Annotated in this window: 17 protein-coding genes and 3 pseudogenes; 12 read left to right on the forward strand and 8 right to left on the reverse strand. The window is 38.8% G+C overall.

Annotated elements, in window-relative coordinates; all coding sequences use genetic code 11:
• Positions 1-241: 241 nt before the first annotated feature.
• Positions 242-4117, forward strand: a complete 3876-nt coding sequence (drmA, locus tag IQ228_RS01030) for a DISARM system helicase DrmA (protein ID WP_193961970.1) — start codon at positions 242-244, stop codon at positions 4115-4117.
• 30 nt (positions 4118-4147) lie between these two features.
• Complete coding sequence (gene drmB, locus IQ228_RS01035; RefSeq protein WP_027401237.1) at positions 4148-6031, forward strand: DUF1998 domain-containing protein; 1884 nt, start codon at positions 4148-4150, stop codon at positions 6029-6031.
• Positions 6032-6103: 72 nt separating this feature from the next.
• Here drmB and IQ228_RS01040 read toward each other — a convergent pair.
• The 4 genes and pseudogenes from IQ228_RS01040 to IQ228_RS01050 form a co-directional block, all read right to left on the reverse strand.
• A pseudogene (locus IQ228_RS01040) lies at positions 6104-6376 on the reverse strand (DUF4277 domain-containing protein); the annotation flags it as partial.
• A gap of 721 nt (positions 6377-7097) precedes the next feature.
• A complete protein-coding gene (locus tag IQ228_RS27015) occupies positions 7098-7232 on the reverse strand; it encodes a hypothetical protein (protein ID WP_255549931.1) in 135 nt (44 codons plus the stop codon).
• Positions 7226-7930, reverse strand: a pseudogene (locus IQ228_RS01045) (DUF4351 domain-containing protein); the annotation flags it as partial. The pseudogene IQ228_RS01045 and the gene IQ228_RS27015, both read right to left, overlap by 7 nt.
• On the reverse strand, positions 7897-8175 hold the full coding sequence (locus IQ228_RS01050; protein WP_027401238.1) for a type II toxin-antitoxin system HicA family toxin: 279 nt from the start codon (positions 8173-8175) through the stop codon (positions 7897-7899). The pseudogene IQ228_RS01045 and the gene IQ228_RS01050, both read right to left, overlap by 34 nt.
• A gap of 292 nt (positions 8176-8467) precedes the next feature.
• On the opposite strand from IQ228_RS01050, the gene IQ228_RS01055 reads away from it, so the two are divergent.
• The 10 genes from IQ228_RS01055 (at position 8468) to IQ228_RS01100 (ending at position 14151) form a co-directional block, all read left to right on the forward strand.
• Entirely contained in the window at positions 8468-8809 is a 342-nt protein-coding gene (locus tag IQ228_RS01055) for a type II toxin-antitoxin system RelE/ParE family toxin (protein ID WP_193961971.1), read from the forward strand.
• Between the two features lie 4 nt (positions 8810-8813).
• Positions 8814-9128 (forward strand): helix-turn-helix transcriptional regulator, encoded by a 315-nt coding sequence (locus IQ228_RS01060; RefSeq protein ID WP_027401240.1) that lies wholly within the window; start codon positions 8814-8816, stop codon positions 9126-9128.
• A 109-nt stretch (positions 9129-9237) separates the two neighbouring features.
• Positions 9238-9459 (forward strand): hypothetical protein, encoded by a 222-nt coding sequence (locus tag IQ228_RS01065; RefSeq protein ID WP_193961972.1) that lies wholly within the window; start codon positions 9238-9240, stop codon positions 9457-9459.
• A complete protein-coding gene (locus IQ228_RS01070) occupies positions 9456-9875 on the forward strand; it encodes a type II toxin-antitoxin system VapC family toxin (protein ID WP_027401242.1) in 420 nt (139 codons plus the stop codon). Before IQ228_RS01065 ends, IQ228_RS01070 begins: the two co-directional genes overlap by 4 nt.
• Before the next feature lie 71 nt (positions 9876-9946).
• Positions 9947-10801: an ATP-binding cassette domain-containing protein gene (locus tag IQ228_RS01075; RefSeq protein WP_193961973.1), complete on the forward strand. Its 855-nt coding sequence runs from the start codon at positions 9947-9949 to the stop codon at positions 10799-10801.
• Positions 10758-11612, forward strand: coding sequence for an ABC transporter permease (locus IQ228_RS01080; protein WP_193961974.1), 855 nt, complete (start codon positions 10758-10760; stop codon positions 11610-11612). Before IQ228_RS01075 ends, IQ228_RS01080 begins: the two co-directional genes overlap by 44 nt.
• Before the next feature lie 19 nt (positions 11613-11631).
• Positions 11632-12090, forward strand: coding sequence for a MarR family winged helix-turn-helix transcriptional regulator (locus tag IQ228_RS01085; protein ID WP_027401245.1), 459 nt, complete (start codon positions 11632-11634; stop codon positions 12088-12090).
• The gene (locus tag IQ228_RS01090) at positions 12056-13324 is read left to right on the forward strand and encodes an MFS transporter (RefSeq protein ID WP_193961975.1); all 1269 of its coding nucleotides are present in this window, start codon (positions 12056-12058) and stop codon (positions 13322-13324) included. The genes IQ228_RS01085 and IQ228_RS01090 overlap by 35 nt, the downstream gene beginning before the upstream one ends.
• Positions 13325-13408: 84 nt before the next feature.
• Positions 13409-13828 carry a XisH family protein gene (locus IQ228_RS01095; protein WP_027401247.1) on the forward strand — a complete coding sequence of 140 codons (420 nt, stop codon included), beginning with the start codon at positions 13409-13411 and terminating at the stop codon, positions 13826-13828.
• A complete protein-coding gene (locus IQ228_RS01100; RefSeq protein WP_027401248.1) occupies positions 13816-14151 on the forward strand; it encodes a XisI protein in 336 nt (111 codons plus the stop codon). Before IQ228_RS01095 ends, IQ228_RS01100 begins: the two co-directional genes overlap by 13 nt.
• Positions 14152-14518: 367 nt before the next feature.
• Here IQ228_RS01100 and IQ228_RS01105 read toward each other — a convergent pair whose 3' ends face one another.
• The 4 genes and pseudogenes from IQ228_RS01105 to IQ228_RS01120 form a co-directional block, all read right to left on the reverse strand.
• The gene (locus IQ228_RS01105; RefSeq protein ID WP_193961976.1) at positions 14519-15358 is read right to left on the reverse strand and encodes a hypothetical protein; all 840 of its coding nucleotides are present in this window, start codon (positions 15356-15358) and stop codon (positions 14519-14521) included.
• Entirely contained in the window at positions 15348-16037 is a 690-nt protein-coding gene (locus tag IQ228_RS01110; RefSeq protein ID WP_027401250.1) for a hypothetical protein, read from the reverse strand. Before IQ228_RS01110 ends, IQ228_RS01105 begins: the two co-directional genes overlap by 11 nt.
• On the reverse strand, positions 16034-16828 hold the full coding sequence (locus tag IQ228_RS01115; protein ID WP_193961977.1) for a TIGR04255 family protein: 795 nt from the start codon (positions 16826-16828) through the stop codon (positions 16034-16036). Before IQ228_RS01115 ends, IQ228_RS01110 begins: the two co-directional genes overlap by 4 nt.
• 289 nt (positions 16829-17117) lie before the next feature.
• Positions 17118-17496 (reverse strand): annotated as a pseudogene (locus IQ228_RS01120) (thioredoxin family protein); the annotation flags it as partial.

Below are 17496 nucleotides of genomic sequence, written 5' to 3' on the forward strand. Positions count from 1 at the left end.
AAAAAAATCAAAACCACTACACAACCAAACTAAAAACCACATCCTGCATATCCTTAAATCCTGGAAATCCTGATTCTGACATTTTTTAAATAAACTTTAATAATTGTAATCTAGCTTAAATTTTTGTTATAAGTTATACTATTACTAATACTTCACCAATATGATGTATAATTTGATTATGTTAAAAAATATGCTAACTCCCTAATTTTAACATCTTAATAAATACCCAATTCCCCAATATATGATTATCCAACTTCCTGCAATTCTCCCCGGTGAACTTAATTTAGTAGAGATAAATCAAAAACTCCATCAACATCAAATTACCTTAGATTGGAGTAGTGTAATTTCTGCACCAGAATCACAATTAGCAATACTTTTAGAAGGAATTGATTCAGTAGAAGATGCTGATTGGTTAGGAATAGATGGAGAAATTAGTGATCATATTGCTGCGAATATTAATAATTATATCAAAACCCATACCAAAACCGAAAAACAACAACCTATTTTATCATCAAATATACCTTCAGCTTATAAAATTCGAGAAGAATTAGAAATAGCAATTATTAACGATTTACTCGGTCCTGCTGGTGGTGAAGATGAAGAATTAGATGAAAAGAGTGTAAGCGATCGCTATTTAGTAGGACTACTTGCACCCCAACACCGTCGCATCACTGAAGAAACAATAGAAAAATCCAGTGTTGTTAATCAAATATCCAAAGATGATAATTTAGATAATTCGGATAATTTAGATGATAATTTACGGGAAGTAGATTGTTATTTACCCGGAAATAATGATGAATTAGCTATTAGTGGTAAAGGTACTGTGGAAGATGGTAGTACAGAAGTTAATGTCCCTCCATTAGAAACTATGTTTCCATCCTCTCTAGGAATGACATTTTGTGTTAATGGTACAGCTAAAGCATTACAAATTACCGGAGGATGGGGACAGTATCACCGCACTGATAGCGAAATATTAACTAAAGCAGATGGTAAACCTAAAAAGGTTTGGAAACGGGAACAAATTCGCTCTAATTCCCCTACTATTCCTTTAATTGAGGGAGTAATTAATAATTGGATAGTTGATCCACAATATCCTGAAGTTCATGTTAAAGGACAAATTAGAAAACAAAATAACGGTGATTTTATTGTCAGTTTATTTTTAATCAATGGACAAAGAGAAACTAAAGAAAAACGAGATGAAACTTGGTTATTTCAACCAGAACTAAGGGTTAAATCCGCCGATTTTCAACATCATGATATTTTCTTAAAACGACATCAACCCCGATCATTAGGAAAATTAGATCCTGTAATTTATACTGAAGAAAAAACTATGGCCATGCTTTACCGTAAACAGGTAGAATTTGCCATTGGTCATGGTGTCAGTGTCCATGCAAAAACAGCATCAGGAACTAAAGAACGTGCTGTTGAATTATCAATTTCAGTAATTCCAGCTTATGAAGTTCCTAAAACCTCTCCTCCACAAGTAGACGAAATTCCCGAATTAGCAGGATTGGTTTTAGATATGCAAGAATTATCTACAACTGCAACTGGTGATCTTGCTAATAAAATTAGTCCTTTAATTACAGCTTATCAGAGTTGGATTAATACCCAAAAACAACGGATATCTGACCCCGCAACCGGATTAACCGACTATGAAAATGAAGCGAAAACTGCTATTCAAAAATGTGAACAGACTTTAAATAGAATTAGGGAAGGACTGACATTGTTACAAACTGATGAAAAAGCAGCAGACGCTTTTCGGTTTATGAATCAAGCAATGTATTTACAGAGAGTTCATTCTATTTATTCAGAACAAATCCGTCAAAATAAAACCGCAGATTTACAGCAAATTTCCCTTTCTCAACCTCGCTGGTTTCCCTTTCAGTTAGCATTTATTTTACTCAATTTACCTAGTATTACCAATTTACATCACCCTGATAGAAGTCATCCCCAGGATGCAGTTGCAGATTTACTTTGGTTTCCTACTGGTGGGGGTAAAACTGAAGCATATTTAGGTTTAACAGCTTATACTCTGGGTTTACGAAGATTACAAGGTAATATTGCGGGACGTTCTGGAGAGTATGGGGTTGCTGTTCTCATGCGCTACACGCTACGATTGTTGACTTTACAGCAATTTCAACGCGCTACGACTTTAATTTGTGCTTGTGAATCTATCCGTAAAACAAATGAAAGTAGATGGGGTAAAGAACCTTTTAGAATTGGTTTATGGGTAGGTCAGCGCACAACCCCTAATCATACTAATCAAAGCGAGGAATTTTGTAAACAAGAACGGGGACAGTATCAGCAAAGCGGTAGCGGTTCACCCCATCAATTAAATAATTGTCCTTGGTGTGGTACTAAAATTAACCCCGGTAAACATATAAAAGTTGAATCTGTTGCTAAAGGAAGGGGACGGACATTAATATACTGTGGTGATGATTTAGGACGGTGTTTATTTACTGAAAAACAATCTCCGGGTGAGGGTTTACCCATTCTGGTGGTTGATGAAGAAATATATCGCCGTTTACCAAGTTTACTAATTGCTACAGTGGATAAATTTGCCCAAATGCCCTGGAAAGGTGAAGTACAAATGTTATTTGGTCAAGTGGATGGCTATTGTCAGCGTCATGGTTTTCGTTCTTCTAATATAGAAGATACAGATTCACACCGTAAAACTACTAATTTAGCTGCTGCTAAAACTATCCCCTTTAACAAGCTGCGACCACCAGATTTAATTATTCAAGACGAGTTACACCTAATTAGTGGACCTTTGGGGACTTTAGTGGGACTCTATGAAACAGCCGTAGATGAGTTAGCATCCTGGGAAGTTGATGGTAAAAAAGTACGCCCTAAAGTTGTGGCTTCTACGGCTACGATTCGCCAAGCACAAAGTCAAATATATAACTTATTTTTGCGAGATTTACAGGTTTTTCCTCCCCAATGTTTGGATGTGGAAGATAACTTTTTTTCCCGTCAACGTCAACCTAGTGAAATTAATCCCGGTAGGCGTTATTTGGGAATTTGTGCCACAGGACGCAGGTTAAAAGCGGTATCAATTCGCGTATATATAGCGATTTTATCAGCTTCCCAATTTCTGTATGAAAAATATGGCGATCGCGCTGATCCTTGGATGACCCTAGTAGGTTATTTTAATTCCATGCGAGAATTAGGGGGAATGAGAAGGTTAGTAGATGATGATGTGCGTATTCGTCTAGGAAAAATGGATCGTCGGGGACTAGCAAAAAGACTGAGAATAAATTTAGAAGAACTGACATCACGCAGAGACTCTACAGAAATTCCAGAAATTTTAGACAGACTCGAAACCACCTTTGATCCGCAAAAAGATGCCGAAATTAAAGCCAAGCGGAAAGCAAAACAAACAGTTAATCAATTAGAACCATTAGATGTTCTCCTAGCTACTAACATGATTTCCGTAGGTGTGGACGTAAAACGGTTAGGTATTATGGCAGTAACAGGACAGCCAAAAAACACAGCCGAGTATATTCAAGCTACCAGCCGTGTAGGGCGGACATATCCAGGTTTAGTATTAACAGTGTATAACTGGGCGCGTCCTAGAGACTTATCCCATTATGAAAGATTTGAACATTACCACGCCACCTTTTACCAGCACGTAGAAGCCTTATCATTAACACCTTTCGCGCCTCGTGCCATTGATAGAGGTTTAGCAGCATTATTTGTTACATTAGTGAGGTTGGCAGGTAAGGAATTTAATGGTAATGACCAAGCAGGAAGAATTGAACGCCACCATCCTTATATTCAAGCTGCAATAGAGACAATTTGCGATCGCGCCGGATTAGTAGGGGATGCTGAAACCCAGAAAATGGTAAAACAAGCACTAGAAGCCAAACTAGATATTTGGTTAAGCAAAGCCCAAAACATACAAGGTGGGGGCATTCTTAAATACCAAATAGAAAAGCGGGACGGTTTAACCATAGAACTATTAAAATCAGCAGGTCGAGAAACCTGGCAAGATTTTACTTGTTTAAATTCCCTACGCAATGTAGAACCAACCGTAGGATTAATTTTACAAGACCAAGTACCTGACGACGACATTAACCGCCTTCCAGAAAAAATGACCAAACAGAAACAGAATTAGTAAACATATTCCCAATCCCCAATCCCCAAAATGTATAAATACAAAGTTGGCGAATTACGCCCCAGTCAAATATTATTTTCCTTCGGTGTCGGTGCTGTACTTGACCTACCCAACCTCTCAGTTATGGTCATGGGTTTAGAAGACTGGAACACTCAAAATGCACTCGAATTAAATGAACCAAGACTTTTAGCTGCTGTTCGTAAAGAATTAGGTTCACAAGTAAAACGACTGCTTTCACCTCCCACGCCTCCAGAAAATGTCACATCATCTGGTCCCTTTGATGAAGTCAACAGAATAGGAATCCCAGTCGCACCTTTTCCTAGTTGGATGGTTTGCCCTAAATGTCATTTACTTGCTTCCCTAAAATCAGAACTTTTTCAATTCAAAGACAATCCTTACCGACCAGATCAAACTAAATATGTTCATAAAAATTGTCCTAAAAGCAAAAAAGAACCAACAGCCATACCCTCACGGTTTCTTGTTTCTTGTGAAAGAGGACATTTAGATGATTTTCCCTGGAGTTACTTTGTCCATCGAGGAGAAAATATTAACTGTAATGGCGCTTTGAGATTTGAAGAATATGGTGTATCTGGTTCTCCCAGCGATATTTTTGTAATATGCAGTTGTGGTCAACAACGCCCTTTATCAGATGCTTTTGGTGAAAGCGGAAAAGAAAATATGCCTCGTTGTCGCGCCCGTCATCCCCATTTACGTGACTTTGATGATACCTGCGACAAACAAATGAAAACCATTTTATTAGGTGCATCTAATAGTTGGTTTCCCATTACCCTTTCCGCTTTGTCAATTCCTGAAAGTTCCCATCAATTATTCCAAATAATCGAGCAATATTGGCACGTTTTAAATAAAGCTACCAGCCAAGATATTTTAAAAAGTAATCTAGATTTATTACAAGCGATCGGTCAATTTCCTGACTTATTAACCGAATTATCAAAACATCCCCTAGAAGAAATCTGGACAATAATTGAAGAAAAACAAAATCAACAAGAAAGTAATTCAGATGATAAAAATGCCAGGGACTTAAAAACTCCAGAATGGGAAATTTTTTCCCAAGCAGACACCAATTTTAATACACCAGATTTTCAGTTAAAACCAGTCAAACCTCCTGCTGGCTATGAAGATTATTTTTCCCAAGTTGTATTAGCAGAAAGATTGCGGGAAGTTCGCGCCCTAATTAGTTTTACACGGATTCAATCACCGGGTGACTTTATAGATGAAGGGGAAATACTCACGGAACATTTAGTAGACTTGAGCCGTAAAAATCCTCAATGGGTTCCCGCAAGTGAGGTAAAAGGGGAAGGTATTTTTATTCAGTTTAACGAACAAAAATTGAGTCAATGGGAACAAAGTCAACTATTACAAGATTATCAAAATCGAGCTTTTGAAGCTCATAAACAGTGGTGTAAAATTCGTTCTCTCGACCCAGTGAAAATAACATTCCCTGGAGTTCGCTATATTTTACTACACTCTTTCGCCCATGCCCTCATGCGACAAATGGCAATAGAGTGTGGCTATAATGCTGCCAGTTTAAAAGAACGAATTTACTCCAAACGTCCTCAAGAAGAAGGTAGTCCAATGGCAGGTGTACTGATTTACACCGCAGCACCTGACAGCGAGGGAACTTTGGGAGGCTTAGTAAGTTTGGGAGAACCAAAAAAGCTGGGTTATCATATTGACCAAGCTTTAGAACAGATGCAGTTGTGTACTTCTGACCCCTTGTGTGCAGAACATACCCCTTTGAAGGGAACAACTTCTCTACATTGGGCAGCTTGTCATGGGTGTTTATTCAGTCCAGAAACCTCCTGTGAACGGGGAAATAAATATCTAGACCGTGCAGTTTTAGTTCCCACTGTACTAAGTGCGGATTTGGCTTTTTTTCCAGAGGTAAAAGTGTGAGTTCCTTGCCGTCATTGCTTTTAGCTCAGATTTACGCTTGTGCCAAGCAACTTCCACCTGCAACATTAGTGCTTTTATTCCTTCCTTTATTAAATGTTCTATGGGTTTATCTTGAAAAAAATCAGGGAATAAATATAATGGTCTTGATACAAAACCCAGTCCATTGAGAATGATTGCTTTGACTACTTCGCCTGTATTTACTTTCTCTCTACTATCTACTAAGAATATTTCATTAATTTTTTATACTATTCCTATCTCATCTATTATTCCTGCTATTATTCCTAAGTGATCTAAGTTTTTACTTTCCAACTCTTCTTTTTGGTATACTAAACACGGTTGAGACATGGACTTTTACAAAATCACGAAAAACCTAGATTTGTAGGGGTAAAGCAAGAGCTTCATTGGTGTCAACTTAGGTTACAGATGGCTTATTTGTTTGGCTTCCACACCCGCCAGGGAATAAATTCCCTGTCTCATAGCTCAAGTCCGTTAAAACGGACTAATGAATTTTCCTAGTATTTAGTCATCTTTTAGATGACTTTCGCTATTAGCAAGGAACTTGAGTTCCTTGCGGGATGAAGATTTTGCGTTAAGTTGACACCATTAAGCTTTTGCTTTACCCCTACCCACAGAATCAAATTATTAAGGCGTGTTGAGTATAATTCATATTTTTGGATATTTTTAGTTAATTCAGACTTATTCTCTCATTTTTGCTTCTGAATTTATTGTCCATACCTTATTCATTTCAATTTGTTGGCAATCTTTATATTACTGTCTATATTTATGACTTAATAACCTATGTATTTATATTTAGCTTATCTCTGCTACTTATTACACTCGTACTTATACTACACAATGAAGTGCGGAATGTGGGGTCTAACCTTTTGCCAGAAGTGACAGTTAATTCACTATGCTGGTCTTTTTCGTCACAATGGAGTAATTTAGCAGATTTAAGTCTTGGAATAAAATCAGTCTGTTGTGCCTTGAGTGGTGTTGTCCAGTCCATATTGGTTTAAATTTACTCTAGCGATATTTTTAGATAGAATGTGAATAGGAAAATTTAAGCCTACAGGTGCAACACCTCAAGAGATTGGATAGGTAATTGCTCAAGTAGGGTAAATTTGTCAGGGCTAAAATCTATCCACAACAGTTGTTTGAACAGTGGTTCTAATTGCATAATTAATTCCCGAACAATCAACATGAATTAGATTGAGTGTTGTGGGTTAACCAAGCTTCTAAATCAGCAACACTAGAAAAGTCTAATAATGCCTCTCCTAAGCTTTCTAACTGTTCAATTGATAATCCTGTAATTCGCTCGATTAATAACGCATCAATTTCCCCAATCCGACGATGTAGTAGACGCAGTATTAAGTTTTTTTCTCCTTCTTGCTTTCCTTCTTGCTTTCCTTCTTGCTTTCCTTCTTCTTTAGCTTGTTCTCTATTTCTTTGATAAAGTGGTTCTAGTCGCATAATTAACTCCCTATCATCTGTTTCTAGTTCTTGATTTACTCTCAAATTTTCGCGCAAGTTGTAAACTAATTCCAGGGTGGCTTTTTGGTATGGATGATCTAATGGTAACGCCTGCAACTCGATAATTGCTTGTGATTGTACGCTTCCCCTACCCAAAAGCCTCAACCATAAAGTCTCCGGTGTTTGTGGTAGTTGGTGTATTGCCACAATTGCTGAACGCATGGCATCTGCTAAAAAATGTACTCCCGATAACCAACCTTCTTTTTGGATAGTTCCAAAGCTAGATAAACGAGTTTCAGATATGGTGGGGGTTAAAATCCACAATTTAGGAATTTCTGACTCCTGAAGTTTGATTTTATTGGCTTTGGCTTCTCGTCGCAATGAAGCCTTGACTTCTAATAACTTGAGAATACAGTCGCAGATTTCATTGCAACCTTTGCTAAAAAACTGTCCAAAGAATTGGTATTGATTAACCCATTTTCTACCAATATTCGACGTACAGCTACCAAATGCACAGGTTGAATATAAGCCTTTTGTTCGTAAGCTGGTAAAATGACCAAAGTTCCTGACAATGGATATTGATAGATTTGTTGAGAACCTGTTGTTGGTACTTTAGTAAAACCTATTTTGAAAAGCAACTGTTCTAGGTCAGTAAACTGAATATTTCTAACCATGATGACGAATCACTCCTTTTAACTGGTTTAGAATATCATTCCGGTATTGGGCAAATTTTTTGATTGCTTCTTGATTTAGTATATTTGTTTTAGGCAAGTGAACGGTAACGGTATATTTCTTGGAAGTCCGTGTTTATTTTTTTCAGTCAAATTAAAAACCTTCCTTGTTTTTCAACTAACTAATTTATAGATATTTGTACTTAAACTATATGCGATCGCTCTGCTTTAGTCTAAACTCCAGTAGGCTACAATAGCCAATTAAAAATATATCAGATATGATATAAATCATAGCATGGACGAAAATGATAAACCTTTAATTTGGTTGCATGGTGAAATTAAAACTCCACCCTTCAGCCAAGAAGCACGGATAGAAACAGGTATACTACTCAGACGGTTACAGCAGGGTGAAAGCTTGGGAATGCCGCATTCAAAACCAATGTCTAGTATCGGAAAACATTGTTATGAACTACGGATTCGGGATGCGGACAAGAACTGGCGAATTATTTACCGAATTGATGATGATGCAATTTTGATTCTGGAAGTTTTCAATAAAACAACGAGAACAACACCAAGCACCGTTATTGACATCTGTAAAAAACGACTAAGCAAGTACGACCAAGATATACAAGATTAGTATTATGGATGAAGCTAAAAGAAAACGTCTAGAACAAAAAGGCTGGAAAGTTGGAAATGTTTCCGAGTTTTTAGAACTCACAAAAGAGGAAACTGCTCTGATTGAGATTAAATTAGTTCTTAGTCATAATCTGAAAGAACGACGACAGAAATTAATGACACAAACAGAATTAGCAGAAAAAATTCAATCCAGTCAACCTCGAATTGCTAAAGCTGAAAATGGTGATGCTTCCGTTTCTATTGAACTCTTAATCCGGGCAATGCTGGCCACCGGTGCAACACCTCAAGAGATTGGACAGGTAATTGCTCAAGTAGGGTAAATTTGTAAAGGCTAAAATCTATCCACAATAATAGTATAGCGATCGCTCTGCTTTAGTCTAAACTCCAGGCAGAAAGTACAATAAAATTATCCTTCATTTAAACCCCATCATGGTTATCCCAGAACTCGAACAACAACTCCTTCAGCTTCCACATAACGATAAACTGTATATTATTCAACTCCTTGCCCAAAGCCTAACTACAGGCAACACCCACTCAGAAAAACCTACTAAAATCTCAGAATTTTTCCGTCAATCCCCCTTGGCTGAACTCACAGAAGAACTCGACTTGAACCGAGATCGCAGCCTACCCCGCGATACCTTCAACCCATGACCTACCTTCTTGATACTTGTCTAATTTCTGAACTTGTTGCCAAACAACCAAATCAAAAAGTTTTAGATTGGGTAGATGCCCAAATTCCAGAAACACTTTACCTCAGTGTAATTACTATTGGCGAAATCGCTAGAGGCATCTGCAAACTTACTCCATCTAAGAGAAAAGAATCTCTCACAACTTGGCTAAATGAAACTCTACCCAATCGCTTTGAACACAGAATCTTAACTATAGATGTCTCCACAATGGTGTTATGGGGAAATTTAATCGGGCAACTAGAACAGAATGGCCGACCTCTACCCGCTATGGATTCTTTAATTGCTGCTATCGCACTTCAACACGCTCTATCACTTGTTACTCGTAACGAAAAAGATTTTGCTGGTACTGGGGTTGTCATCGTTAATCCTTGGTCTTGACTTTTAGCAGAAATATGTCAAACTAATATTTAGATACTCTAATTATTTGAATAAGGAAGTAAATCCGACTCGTGACGAAACTTACGGGAAGAATAGAATCTGCGGAAATACCTGCACAAGTTCCAAAATCGGTAATATTGCAAACCTTGGAACTGACGCGCCGCTTTGAAAAATCAACAGCCGTTGATGCTTTAAATATCTCCGTTGCATCGGGAGAAGTTTTTGGTTTACTTGGCCCCAATGGTGCGGGAAAAAGTACAGTAATTAAGATGTTAACTACCTTGCTACCAGTCAGTAGCGGGAAAGCATACTTAGCCGGTTATGATGTGACTCGTCAACCTGATGCAGTTAGAAGAGTAATAGGTTATGTACCCCAGGCTTTATCAGCAGATGGGACTTTAACAGGTTATGAAAATCTGTTAATATTCTCTAAATTGTATGATATTCCCCCTCGACGCAGAAAACAGCAAATCTCTGAAGTGCTGGAATTCATGGGTTTGGAAGATGTAGCACATCAATTAGTGAGAACTTTTTCTGGGGGAATGATTCGGAAACTGGAAATTGCTCAAGCTATCTTACATCAACCCCAAATCTTATTTCTAGATGAGCCAACAGTCGGATTAGATCCAGTTGCAAGAACACAAGTATGGCAACTTGTACAACAACTTCGTGTTGAGTACGGTACAACTATCTTTTTAACTACCCACTTTTTAGAAGAAGCGGATCATCTTTGTAATCGAGTCGTGATTATGAACCAGGGTAAAGAAATTATCACCGGTTCACCCGCAGATTTAAAAGCAGCTATTGGGAAACCAGACGCAACTTTAGATGATGTCTTCATCCACTACGCAGGAAATCAATTAGTATCAGGAGTGAGTTATCGTGAGACTGCAAGAACCAGACGTACCACTCAACGGTTGGGCTGAACCCAGATATAATCGCCCCAACGGCATTTTTGCTAATATCAAAGAACTATTTACCAAAACCCTGGTAATTACTGAATTGGAAGTGCGGAAACTCCGCCATGATCCTAGTGATTTAATTATCAGGGCTGTACAACCGGCTTTATGGCTGCTGATCTTTGGGCAAGTATTTACTCGGACTCGTGCTATCCCTACAGGTAATTTACCTTACTTAGATTTTATGACTCCCGGTATTTTGGCTCAGAGTGCGCTGTTTGTTGCTATTTTTGCTGGGGGAATGACATTAATTTGGGAACGGGATTTAGGGATTTTGCAGAAATTCTTAGTTGCACCCATACCCCGTGCAGCGATTGTCTTGGGTAAAGCTTTTGCGGCTGGGATTCGTTGTTTTTCCCAAGTGGTGTTTATTTACCTTTTAGCATTTTTGTTGGGTGTACACCTCAATCTCAATCCTTTGGCTTTCCTACAAGTTGTCCTAGTCATATTTTTGGGAGCAGCTTGTTTTTGTACTTTTTCCTTAATCATCGGCTGTTTGGTGAAATCGCGGGAAAGGTTTACGGGAATTGGGCAATTAATCACCATGCCGTTGTTTTTTGCCAGTAATGCCATATATCCTATTTCATTGATGCCAAGTTGGTTAAAGGTCATTTCTCACTTGAATCCTTTGACATATCAAGTGGATGCTTTACGGGGTGCAATGCTGGCGAATGGCTCAAGTATTTATGGGTTTGGGTTAGATTGTACAATTCTCTTGCTAACATTAATAGGTTTAACCTACATCTGTGGACGACTTTATCCACGGGTGGCAATGTAATCTGGAGAAAAACGGTCTTATGAGTTTGGATAAACCCTCTGAAGAATGTGCCGCTAGGGTGATGGAAACTGTCCCCTTATTGATGCGGTTTATCCGAGCCGAAATGCGATCGCACAGTTCTGACTCTTTATCTATACCACAATTGCGATCGCTCGCTTTTCTGAATCGTAATCCCGGCGCTTCTTTATCTGAGGTAGCAGATCATTTAGGTGTCACCTGTGCTACAGCATCAACAACTATAGAAAAATTAGTCCAACGAAATCTGGTGCAAAGGACAGATAATCCTCAAGAACGACGACGAGTAGTCCTGAATTTGACGAGAGAGGGAAAACTGCTTTTAGAGCAATCTCAGGAAAAAACTCGCGGGGAAATTGCGGAGATTCTGGAGGGTTTGACACCAGAGCAAGTATCACATATTGAATCAGGCTTGACTCTACTAAAAAATGTCTTCGAGCAAACAGAAACCAACTCACCATAACAGCAAGGCTGCACAACACAATCCTTTGGCAGCCATGAGATTTCGAGATTATCGGCTCTTTACCATTGGGCGTGTACTCCTCTTCACGGGTGGACAAATGCAGACCGTCGCGCTGGGCTGGGAGCTATATGAGCGGACAAATTCAGCGATGGCTTTAGGTGGAATCGGTCTGGCACAGGTTTTACCAATGATTGCCCTAACTTTGATTACGGGACACGTTGCTGATAAAAATGACCGGAAAAAGATTACTTTATTGGCAATGCTGCTATTAATGTTTTGTTCTCTAACTTTAGCGGCTATTTCCTATTATCAAGGTGCAGTTTTTCTAATTTATGCTTGCTTATTATTAACAGGTGTAGCTAGGGCATTTCTCAAGCCTGCGGGTGATGCGCTGATGTGGCAGTTAATACCGATGAGTGCTTTTACCAATGCAGCAACTTGGAATAGTAGTAGTTTTCAATTAGCGTCGGTAATTGGTCCAGCTTTGGGAGGATTGAGTATTGCTGTTTTTAAGAGTGCGACGGGAGTATATGTATTATCTGCGATCGCTGCACTATCATGTTTTTTCCTCACCGCAGCCATCAAACCTCAAAAAACCGACTTTAAAAAAGAACCAATATCTCTGAAAACCCTAGTTGCTGGGGCTGAATTTGTTTGGAATAATCAACTAATTCTCGCAGCTATCACTCTAGATTTATTTGCAGTTTTACTGGGTGGCGCAGTGGCATTATTACCCGTTTTTGCTAAAGATATTTTGCACGTCGGGCCTGTGGAATTAGGCTATTTACAAGCCGCCCCATCAATAGGTGCATTGATTATGGCAGCATTGTTGGTATATTTGCCACCTATTCGTAAAGCCGGTCCAGCATTACTTTGGTCGGTTGTCGGGTTTGGGATTGTGACAATTATTTTTGGGTTATCTCGTTGGGTGTGGCTGTCGTTGTTGATGTTGGCATTAAGTGGGGCGTTGGATAGCATTAGCGTGGTAATTCGTCATACTTTGGTGCAAATTCGCACTCCTGACCATTTACGGGGTCGAGTGGCGGCTATCAATAGTGTGTTTATCAGTGCTTCTAACGAGTTGGGGGGTTTTGAGTCTGGGTTGACTGCGGCTTTATTTGGTCCGGTGTTTTCTGTGGTTGGTGGGGGTATTGGGACGATTTTGGTGGTGGTGGCAACAGCCGCAATTTGGCCGGAGATTAGGAAGTTGGGGGCTTTGCATGAGGATTTATAGGGGAAAGTATCTCACGCAAAGGCGCAAAGGAAGAAATGCGTTAATATTGTAAGATATATGTAGGAAATATAATTAGGGATCAGTATGTCGGCTAAAGATGTCTTTCATGAAGTTGTCAAAAAAGCTCTACAGAAGGACGGTTGGCAGATTACTCACGATCCCCTATCAATTAGTGTAGGCGGGGTAAATCTGTCTATTGATTTAGCCGCAGAAAAATTGATTGCGGCAGAAAGAGAAGGAGAAAAAATTGCTCTTGAAATCAAAAGTTTTTTGGAGAGGTCGTCTGCAATTTCGGAATTTCATACAGCGTTAGGACAGTTTATTAATTATCGAGGTGCATTAAGAAGACGACAGCCAGATCGTGTTTTGTATTTAGCAGTACCTTTAACAACCTATAAGACATTTTTTAATCTTGATTTTCCCAGAGATATGATTGAAGAGAATCAAGTCAAAATGATTATTTATGATGTAGAGCATGAGGTAATTGCAGAATGGATAAACTAACTAGATATCGCCAGCTTGTACAGCAGATTTTACAAGAATATAGCGAACAAAAACCTGCTAATGGAGATATAGAAGTTGAGACAATTTTTGATACACAACGTGACCATTATCAAATAGTTCATGTCGGTTGGGAAGGTCAAGAATGGATACATAGTTGTATTATTCATATTGATATTAAATGTGAAAAAATTTGGCTGCAATGGAATGGTACAGAAGATGATATTGCGGAGAATTTAGTTGCGGTGGGAGTTCCAAAGGAGGATATTGTATTGGGGTTTCAGTCTCCTTTTATGAGGAAGTTTACAGAATATGCTGTGGGTTAGGTCAGAATCAGGATTTATAGGATTTGAGGATTTACAGGATTTAATTATCTTAGGTCTTACGGACAAGTCACGGAATAATGAACCACGAAGAAGCGAAGGACGCGAAGATAAGAGGGTTTGAGAGATATTTTGAGTAAGTCCTGTATCTAGTATTTTTTTCATCCTGTTAATCCTTTAATCCTGGACATCCTGATAGCGCAGCGTGGCGTTAGCCATTTCTGACAAGGGATAGATTATCTAGGAAATCTTACAGAAATAATTATTCCTGGAAATCGAATTAATCAGACTGTACAGAAGTTAACTATTTCACCGCTATTAGATGTTAAAAATAACCCCTGTCAATAGGTGGTTCATGTCGAGAATGATTTCAGGATGATAAGTTATCCAAATCTAGCGGATCACTCTCAACATATTCCTTTGCTGTCATGTCTTCCAAAGATACTACCAAGCCATCTACTGATTGAAAACGACCGGATGGTGGAATTAATTTCAACCAATTTTCACAAAGTTGATCCCACCTTATATCTTGAAACTGAACTTGTTCTTCATCACGGATAAACAAAAAAGTCAGGTTGATTGTAGCGTCATTCCAAGAAGGTTCTGCATATACTCTAATTTCACGCAAAGCACGAAGAGCTTCACCTTCAGGGCTAGATTTATCATGCTTATCTTGCATTCGTGTTTGCAACTTTTTAGCAAATTGATTGAATTCATCAGGAAAAGCAAATCTAGCTCGTTTCCGCGCTAATGCTTGGCCTAATACCCTAATCTCTTGATCATTTTGGCATCCAGACTTGCGCTCCCATTCTGCAATAACAGCCTTCTCTACTGTCATCACACGATCAAGATCAGCCACTAGATTCAGTTCTGCTACTCCTGGAATATAAGCATATTGAGGTTGTCTACTTCGTTGAATTTGATATAACTGCTTCTCATCAACCTCCACCAGAGGAACTATTTCGACAAATGGACGAGTGCGACAAGTACGCACAATATCGCAAGTTTGCGTAACCACTACAAAACCCCTGACTTCTGACTCAGCAAGATCAGTCTCCTCTTGCGCGACACCTGTAGATTCTTGTGTTAGAGGACGCTGAGGGTGAAAACGCTGTACAAACCAATGTTCGCCAAGCACATAATCACCTTGCTGCCATTCGTGAAGAGCAGCATCCACTTCCTTAATCCAAACATCAAGCTCATTGTCCACTACCGTTTTTGCGGCTCCTTACCGCTCTAGCAGGTTTGGATCGTCCAACTTCACGATGGATAGGCTCTTGTAGAGCATCAACTAGATCAGCCGGATTGGGTGGTCTACGTGACGCACGTGCATCCTCAGATAAGGGAGCTAACTGTGGTCTTTCAGGAGCATTACCATAACCAATAATTCGTTTTACCTCTTCATATTCATTAGCTACCAGGAGATCGAAAGGAAGTTGACTATCACTACCAGGAGTTAATAAAAGACTACGATTAAGACTGGCACTTCCCCGATTAATATACTGAACAGTAGCCAAAAGGCGATTAAGCTTCTCCTCATTAAAACGAGATAATGGCTGGCCACTTGCCCAAAAGTGAATACTTCTACGTGAAACATGAAAAAGCCTAGCAAGTTGATCCCAGGTGAATCCACTTAACTTTCTCAGTTGGTTAATAGCAGTCCGTGTTATTTCCGCAGAATTAGTTGATGGAAAAGTCAACCCACTCGTTGTCATCTCCAAAGTAGGTAATAAATTTCGATCAAATGTTGCTGTCGTACTTGCTGTAATAGGAATAGTTGAAAAAATTTTATATATAATAGTGGGGCGGTAATTATGCTGAGGACGCATTGAGCCACGGGCAGAAGTACCCGATAACTGCTCAGGTTTTCTATCTAAAAGAGAAGTCATGGTTCACCTCCAAAATGCTGCAAAAATTCATCAGTTACTGCCCATCTGAAAAAAGTATAAATTCTTTCAGCAAAACGCTGTGCTTCATTCAGAAGTTCTTCAACATCAAAATCTCGTTGTTTTGAAAGAGACATATCTAAATCAAGTATCCAGCTAGGTTCATCAACTGGTTCAATTGCATCTGGATCAAAAGTTCCATTAGGAGGAATTAACCCCCAACGCGCAATTATCTGGTCTTCCCCCCCAGGTAAACTAAACAAAGATTCATTGATACTCTGATGAATATATTCTCCAAAGTCTAATGCTACGATACCCGTAATTTCCGAGCGTACAAGCTTAGATATATCATTTACTGCCTGTCCAACGAGCCGATCAATATATCTCACACCGAATCGTTGAACAATTTTAGGTTTAATGTGTTCATTAAGTGCTGTTAGCAAGGTTTCTAACCGTGCTATAAAATCACTACGACTTGTATAAGCAGTTGTCTCAAGTGCTACGAAGTCAGGTGATAGTGATAATCGCCAATTACCTTGAGCATCTACAAATCTCCAAGTTACTTGCTCAGACTGGGTAACGCCTTGAGAACCAAAAACTAAACTTCGGGTCTGCTCTTGTTGTAATATTGGATACTTATCTCTAATAGCTTCTTGAAATCCTCCTATAAAGCTTTTGTTTTCAATTGACGTAATCAGCGGAAAGCGTATTTGTGCAATAACACGAACTAGAGGTGCTTTTTTAAAAGACACCTCTTTCGGCGGTTGTGCAATAAGTGGATTGATTATGGCCACTGCTCTCCATCCTTTGTTCGTTGGTTTTCAGGAAACTGTGTATGTTCTGAAAGCAGGAAATACTGCCTTTAGTCTCGTGAATCTATAATAGAACAAATGTGTGAATTATAGTGTGAAGTTTAAGCAATATTTATCAGAAAAATAGTATCCACTCAATTAGCGTGCATATACAGGTCTAAAAGTTTATTTATTAAGCGATCACACCGTATAAATAAATTTTCCCAAATTTTACAGCAGTAAAAGCCAGTAAGTTATCCTCACTCTTGCTTGTACTGCTGAAAATCCCTAACTACCCAACCGCTACCGGAACTTTATAATAAACTGGCTCATTCCCTGCTTTCCATTTAATATTACAACCAATACTCGGCTTTTGCTGCCAAATAATTTCCTCATCTGCTAAAACATAATTAATCGCTTTTCGCAAATCTTGTCCAGTCACAGGTAAATCATTTTTCGGACGACTATCATCTAATTGTCCCCGATAAGCCAGCTTTCTATGAGCATTAAATATAAAAAAGTCAGGAGTACAAGCTGCAAAAAAATCTTTAGCCGCTTTTTGACTTTCATCATAAAGTAAAGAATAAGATAAATCTATTTCTTGGGCAAAATCTTTAAGTAGTTCTGGTGCATCATTAGGATGAGTATTAATATCATTAGAACTAATTGCT

It is taken from the genome of Dolichospermum sp. LEGE 00246 (assembly GCF_015207865.1).
Taxonomy (GTDB): Bacteria; Cyanobacteriota; Cyanobacteriia; order Cyanobacteriales; family Nostocaceae; genus Dolichospermum; species Dolichospermum heterosporum.

Coding starts and splice junctions, on each gene's coding strand:
- drmA (WP_193961970.1), top strand. CDS start 242: ATGATTATCCAACTTCCTGCAATTCTCCCCGGTGAACTTAATTTAGTA.
- drmB (WP_027401237.1), top strand. CDS start 4,148: ATGTATAAATACAAAGTTGGCGAATTACGCCCCAGTCAAATATTATTT.
- IQ228_RS27015 (WP_255549931.1), bottom strand. CDS start 7,232: ATGTTGATTGTTCGGGAATTAATTATGCAATTAGAACCACTGTTCAAA.
- IQ228_RS01050 (WP_027401238.1), bottom strand. CDS start 8,175: ATGGTTAGAAATATTCAGTTTACTGACCTAGAACAGTTGCTTTTCAAA.
- IQ228_RS01055 (WP_193961971.1), top strand. CDS start 8,468: ATGGACGAAAATGATAAACCTTTAATTTGGTTGCATGGTGAAATTAAA.
- IQ228_RS01060 (WP_027401240.1), top strand. CDS start 8,814: ATGGATGAAGCTAAAAGAAAACGTCTAGAACAAAAAGGCTGGAAAGTT.
- IQ228_RS01065 (WP_193961972.1), top strand. CDS start 9,238: ATGGTTATCCCAGAACTCGAACAACAACTCCTTCAGCTTCCACATAAC.
- IQ228_RS01070 (WP_027401242.1), top strand. CDS start 9,456: ATGACCTACCTTCTTGATACTTGTCTAATTTCTGAACTTGTTGCCAAA.
- IQ228_RS01085 (WP_027401245.1), top strand. CDS start 11,632: ATGAGTTTGGATAAACCCTCTGAAGAATGTGCCGCTAGGGTGATGGAA.
- IQ228_RS01090 (WP_193961975.1), top strand. CDS start 12,056: ATGTCTTCGAGCAAACAGAAACCAACTCACCATAACAGCAAGGCTGCA.
- IQ228_RS01095 (WP_027401247.1), top strand. CDS start 13,409: ATGTCGGCTAAAGATGTCTTTCATGAAGTTGTCAAAAAAGCTCTACAG.
- IQ228_RS01100 (WP_027401248.1), top strand. CDS start 13,816: ATGGATAAACTAACTAGATATCGCCAGCTTGTACAGCAGATTTTACAA.
- IQ228_RS01110 (WP_027401250.1), bottom strand. CDS start 16,037: ATGACTTCTCTTTTAGATAGAAAACCTGAGCAGTTATCGGGTACTTCT.